General features: G+C 54.3%; 4 protein-coding genes. All 4 read left to right on the forward strand.

Annotated features, from left to right (window positions below; genetic code table 11):
- Nucleotides 1-9 precede the first annotated feature (9 nt).
- The gene (locus IWX87_RS14020) at nt 10-1020 is read left to right on the forward strand and encodes a polysaccharide biosynthesis protein (protein ID WP_196864142.1); all 1011 of its coding nucleotides are present in this window, start codon (nt 10-12) and stop codon (nt 1018-1020) included.
- Complete coding sequence (wecB, locus tag IWX87_RS14025; RefSeq protein ID WP_231374802.1) at nt 1013-2137, forward strand: non-hydrolyzing UDP-N-acetylglucosamine 2-epimerase; 1125 nt, start codon at nt 1013-1015, stop codon at nt 2135-2137. The genes IWX87_RS14020 and wecB overlap by 8 nt, the downstream gene beginning before the upstream one ends.
- Before the next feature lie 16 nt (nt 2138-2153).
- Nucleotides 2154-3344: a glycosyltransferase family 4 protein gene (locus IWX87_RS14030; RefSeq protein ID WP_196864143.1), complete on the forward strand. Its 1191-nt coding sequence runs from the start codon at nt 2154-2156 to the stop codon at nt 3342-3344.
- Nucleotides 3345-4697: 1353 nt separating this feature from the next.
- On the forward strand, nt 4698-6234 hold a 1537-nt coding region (locus IWX87_RS14035), incomplete at its 3' end, for a peroxidase family protein (RefSeq protein WP_196864144.1).

The raw sequence follows: 6234 nt of genomic DNA on the forward strand, positions 1-6234 counted from the left end.
ATCAGTAAAATGTTTAAAAACAAAATATTGCTTATTACGGGTGGAACAGGTTCATTTGGTAATGCCATCCTCAACCGATTTTTAAACTCGGATTTCGCCGAAATTCGAGTTTTTAGCCGTGATGAAAAAAAGCAAGAGGATATGCGCATCAGGCTGAATAATGAAAAAGTAAAGTTTTATATTGGCGATGTGCGTGACTACGACAGTATTCACGATGCGCTTCGAGGAGTGGACTTTGTTTTCCATGCTGCAGCACTCAAGCAGGTCCCGTCTTGCGAGTTTTACCCGATGGAAGCTGTCAAGACCAATGTTGTGGGTGCTGAAAACGTGATGCGTGCAGCCATTGCCAATGGTGTGCAGCGATGCGTGGTGCTTAGCACAGACAAGGCGGTTTATCCCATCAATGCGATGGGCATGTCCAAAGCCATGATGGAAAAAGTCATGGTGGCCAAGTCCCGCCTTTGCGACCCGGAAAAAACGGTGTTGTCAGCCACGCGCTATGGCAACGTGATGGCCTCGCGGGGTTCGGTGATTCCTTTGTTCCTGGATCAATTGCAAAAGGGCAAAGCGCTCACCATTACTGACCCCAATATGACTCGATTTCTGATGTCGCTTGAAGAGTCTGTGGACTTGGTGCTTTATGCGTTTGAGCATGCGCAACCGGGCGATATTTTTGTTCAAAAGGCTCCAGCTTCGACGATTGGCGATTTGGCGCAGGGTTTGAAGGAACTACTCAACCTGGACAACGAGATCAAGATTATCGGCACACGCCACGGCGAAAAGTTGTATGAGTCGCTGGTGTCGCGTGAAGAAATGGCTCGCGCAGAAGATTTAGGTGACTACTACCGTATTCCTGCTGATTCACGTGACTTGAACTACGACAAGTACTTTATTCAAGGTGAACTGGAAATCTCCACAATTGACGATTACACCTCGCACAACACACGTCAACTGGATGTTGCCCAGGTGAAGGACGTGCTGATGCAGTTGGACATCGTGCAGGAGGCAGTCAATGCTTAAAGTCATGACCATCGTAGGCACCCGGCCGGAAATCATCCGGCTTTCTCGTGTTATTGAAAAACTGGATCAGCATTGCGACCACGTATTGGTGCATACGGGCCAGAACTACGACTACGAGTTGAACGGGGTTTTTTTTGAAGAGCTGGGAATCCGCAAGCCAGATTGCTTTCTGGAAGCTGCTGGCCAAACCGCTGCCGACACCATTGGGCAGATCATCATGGCATCTGACCGAGTGTTGGATGAATACAAACCAGATGCTTTGCTTTTGCTGGGTGATACCAACAGCAGCCTTGCCGCCATTGCCGCCAAGCGCCGCAAGGTTCCAATCTTTCATATGGAAGCGGGCAACAGGTGCTTTGACTTTAGGGTGCCGGAAGAGATCAACCGCAAGATCGTTGACCATATTGCCGACATCAACCTGACCTATAGCGAGATTGCCCGTAATTACCTTTTACGTGAAGGACTGCCACCAGACCAGGTGATCAAGACCGGCAGCCCAATGCGTGAAGTAATTGAACATTACAGCGAAAGGATTGAAGCTTCTGATGTATTGGCAACGCTGAACCTTGCTGAGCAAGGGTACTTCTTGGTAAGCGCGCATCGCGAGGAGAATGTTGATTCGCCGCAAAACCTGCAGCGCCTGTTTGATGTGCTGAACGCGTTGGTTGAGCGTTATGACTTGCCGGTGATTGTTTCCACACATCCGCGAACGCGTAAGCGAATGGAGGCGCAGGGACTCACAGCGCATGCTAAGGTGTTGTTTCACAAGCCGTTTGGTTTCCTGGATTACCTCAAGCTGCAAACTTGCGCGCGCGCTGTGCTGTCTGATAGTGGGACGATTACCGAAGAGTCTTCTATCCTGAATTTTCCGGCACTTAATCTGCGTGAGACCCATGAACGACCCGAAGGCATGGAAGAGGCTTCGGTGATGATGGTTGGGCTTGGGCTGGATCGAGTCATGCAAGGGTTGGCTATATTGGAGTCTCAACCACGCGGCAGTGACCGGGGACTCCGGTTGGTAGCTGACTACAGCGTGCCAAACGTGTCTGACAAAATGGTCCGGATCATCCATAGTTATACCGACTATGTGAATCGGGTTGTTTGGAAAAAGTACTGAGCGGCGCACGATCTAAATGCGTGTTGCCGTAATTGCTGATGTTTTTCCGCCGGTGCGCTCCTCGGCGGCCGTTCAACTCAGGGACTTGTCGCATGAACTGGTCAGGCAAGGCCATCACTTGACGGTGATGATTCCTGCCTCAGATATCGACCAGCCCTGGCTGCTTGAAAAGCTGGGCGGCGTCGAGGTGTTGCGGCTTAAAGCGCCTCGCACCAAGGACATGAGCTACGCCCGTCGAACGATGGGCGAGTTTTTAATGCCCTTCGCCATGCGGCGCAACCTGCGCAAAAGCCCGCTGGCTGATGTGCGGTGGGATGGCGTGATCTGGTATGCGCCGACAATCTTTTTAGGTCCCATCGTCAACACCCTCAAGCAGGGTAGCGGCTGCCCCAGCTACCTCATCATTCGGGACATTTTTCCGGAATGGGCGGTGGACATGGGGCTCTTGGGCCGGGGCCTGCCTTATCGATTTTTAAAAGCAGTCGAGCGTTACCAGTATTCAGTCGCTGATGTCATCGGGGTGCAAACGCCGGCGAATCTGCCTTATTTCAGCCGGACCGGGTTAAAGCCGTATCAGCGCGTCGAAGTGTTACAGAACTGGCTGGCTCACGCCCCCAACATTGGTTGCAGCATTTCGGTGGCCAACAGCGCGCTTGCCGGGCGCACTATCTTGGTCTATGCGGGCAACATGGGCGTTGCGCAGGGCATGGGAGTTCTGATTGACTTGGCCGCACGGCTGCGCAGTCGAAACGACATTGGATTTCTATTTGTGGGCCGGGGCAGTGATGCCCAGCTGTTGCGCGACGAAGCCATCCGGCGCCAGCTTGACAATGTTGTGTTTTATGACGAAATAGCGCCGGAAGAAATCCCCGGCTTGTACGCGCAATGTCATGTGGGCATCGTTGCCCTGGACCCGCGCCATAAAACCCACAATATCCCCGGAAAGTTTTTAACCTACATGCAGGCAGGATTACCTGTGCTGGCAAGCATTAACGCCGGAAACGACCTGATCCAGATCATTGAAGACGAGCGGGTAGGCCAGGTCTGCACGGATCATTCGGTAAACAGCTTGGAGCATTTGGCGACTCAATTGGTAGCCGAAGTCAAGAGCGATGCTGATATGCCTGCGCGCTGCAAAACCTTGTGCGCCCGGCTTTTTGCGCCTGATGCGGTGGTCAAGCAAATTGTTGCGGCCTTAACGCATTAACGATGCGGTCAGCAATGATTTCCTGCGTCTTACCCGCGAAGGCGGGAATCTGTTTTAGCGCGCATCCGTTTTAACTGGCAAGCGGTTTTTTGTAACTGCTCAGGTCGGCCCGTGCCTCCGAATCCGAATGACTCCTTCCCCCTCTGGGGGAAGGTTGGGATGGGCTGGCGGAGGTCTTGCGCAACCGCTGTTCGATTCATCCCTGGCTGGCACGACCCACGAAGAAGTGACGGATACGGAAATTGCAAACGTGCCGGTTTCAAATTGCGGTCATTGCGGGCCTGACCCGCAATCCATGACCCCGCATCGTGCAACGAAGGCCATGGGAGATGGATCCCGGATCAAGTCCAGGATGACAGCGGCATTGACCAAGGCACGCATATTGTCAAAGAAATAGACCTCTTGCGCAAGGCTGGTATGCGCTTACAGCTATAAATTCAGTAGCAAACCTGTCAGCCACCTTGCCCGTCGTGCTTTCCACTCAGAGTGATTGCGCCCTGGCGTTTCAGTCGGTGATGCTGGATTCCCGCCTTCGCGGGAATGACGGATGGAAAGTTGCTCACGACAACGAACGCCACCCCCTGAGGCATTGGATGTCTTGCTTGGCGCTCATATTCCTAAGCGCACATCAATCTGCTGCCATGCAATTCTTTCGCAGTGCCTGTGGTGGGCCTGCAGCCTTGCGCAGTCTCAATAAATCAAAGCGCAACCGTGTTTTTGGGTGTGACTGCGTCCCCAACCGCCTGAAATGTAGTTTTCGGATTAAATTTTTACAAATAGAAACCACATAAACGTTTCATTCTGAAAATTCGGTGGAGCCTTACAAGGTTTTAGCCAAGTGGCTGATTTGTTTAAACAAATTTGGCAACGACAAGAAATTAAAACCTTGTTAATTTCACATAAGTAACCTGATGTAGCTAGTTCTTTAGCAGGATGGTCTCTTGTTGAGCTATTCGACACACTCGATGACAGAACGGTCAGATAAGCGATAAGTTTTAACACTTTGTTCCTTTTCTGCTCCGGACTGGATTCGAAAAAAACCAACACCCAGCGTGTCGAAGAGGAATAAACATGACTATCCACCGCACCGTAAAGCTGTTGCTGAATGTCGCTGACAAGCCCAGCCATTCACCGCCATGGTTTCGGTCGGCAAACACGGCTGGCTTGCCACCGGTTGCACGCGGTGCTGCGCATTCCACAGCCTTCGACGACACAGTCGTCTGCTACATCCAGGCCAGGCGAGTCAGGAGGCGCAGCCTTCATTGATTTCACCCACCGCCCCTGTCCCTTTCGTTTTGATTCTCACTTTCACCTATGGCCCAGCAGCCCACGCAACCTTCAGGAAAAAACACCATGGCCACCACCAAGCCCGCCAACTTCACCGTCAATCTTGCCGATTTGAACAAAATCCTTGAGCAGATCAAGATTTCCGAAATCCACGCCACCACCGGCGTTCTTGCCAATCTCGACGGCACACCGATCAGTCCGTTGCTGCCGGTCGGCCTGCGCACGGTGGACGGCAGCTTCAACAGCCTGTTGCCAGGCCAGCAGAACCTGGGCGCAGCCGACCAGGTCATGCCCCGCCTGCTGACGCCTCAATTCCTAAACGATGCCGATGGCGATGTCATGCCTCTGGGCCCCCCAGGCTCGGGCGCGCCAACCATCACCAATACCAACTACAACACGCACGTCAGCGTGGCCGACGCCGACCCGCGCATCATCAGCAATCTGATTTCCGACCAGACCCTGGGAAACTTTTCCGCGATTTTCAAGGCGCTGGAACTGGCAGGCTCTGCCGATCCGTTTGCCGACACGGCCGCAATTCTGGCCGAACCCGTTGCCTCGCGCGTGGCCTTGGCAGAATCCAAGGGGCTGGACCTGTCGCCCAACGGCAGCATCACCATCGAAAACCTCTCGCCAGACATTGGCCTGTCGCCTTCCTTCAACGGCTGGATGACGCTTTTCGGCCAGTTCTTTGACCACGGGTTAGACCTGATTCCCAAGTCCGGCAACGGCACGGTTTATATCCCGCTGCAGCCAGACGATCCGCTCTACGTGCCCGGCGGTCCCAACTTCATGGCACTGACGCGCGCCGCAACCGTCACCCTTCCGGGCGCCGACGGCGTACTCGGTACGGCCGACGACCTGACGCACGAAACCGTCAACACCACCACGCCTTTCATTGACCAGAACCAGACCTATACGTCCAACTCGTCGCACCAGGTTTTTCTGCGCGAATACAAGCTCGATGCCAGCGGCCATCCGGTGTCCACCGGCCACCTGCTCGATGGCGCCAATGGCGGCATTGCCAACTGGGGCGAAGTCAAGGCGCAAGCCTTGAACCTGCTAGGCATTCGGCTCAATGATTTCGATGTGCTGAACGTGCCGCTGCTGCGCACCGATGCCTACGGAAAGTTCATTCCTGCGGCCAATGGCTTCGCGCAGGTCATCGTCGGCCTGGGTGCCGACGGCATTGCCAATACGGCCGATGACCTGGTGGCTGTGGGCACGCCCGGCGCACCGGTCAGTCCTTCGGCCGTCAATGCGCTGCGCACCGGCCATGCGTTTCTGGATGACATTGCCCACCACGCGGCACCCGGCGTTTATGACCACGACGGCAATCCGGCCACCGCCAAGATTGCCCAGGTGGCCGATACCGACTTGGACCTGAACAATGATGGCGTGATCAGCACGGCCGAACGCACCGCCGACGACGGCCTTGCGTCCACCTACGACAACGAGTTGCTCGACCGCCACTACATCACTGGCGATGGCCGTGGCAATGAAAACATTGGCCTATTGATCCGGCCCGATGAAGTATCAAGCGGCATAGCGAACACGCCGATCCTGGAAATAGGCGATAACTCGCTCAGGCGTGCGTTCGAGCAAC

Source organism: Polaromonas sp. CG_9.7 (assembly GCF_015752205.1).
Lineage (GTDB): Bacteria > Pseudomonadota > Gammaproteobacteria > Burkholderiales > Burkholderiaceae_C > Polaromonas.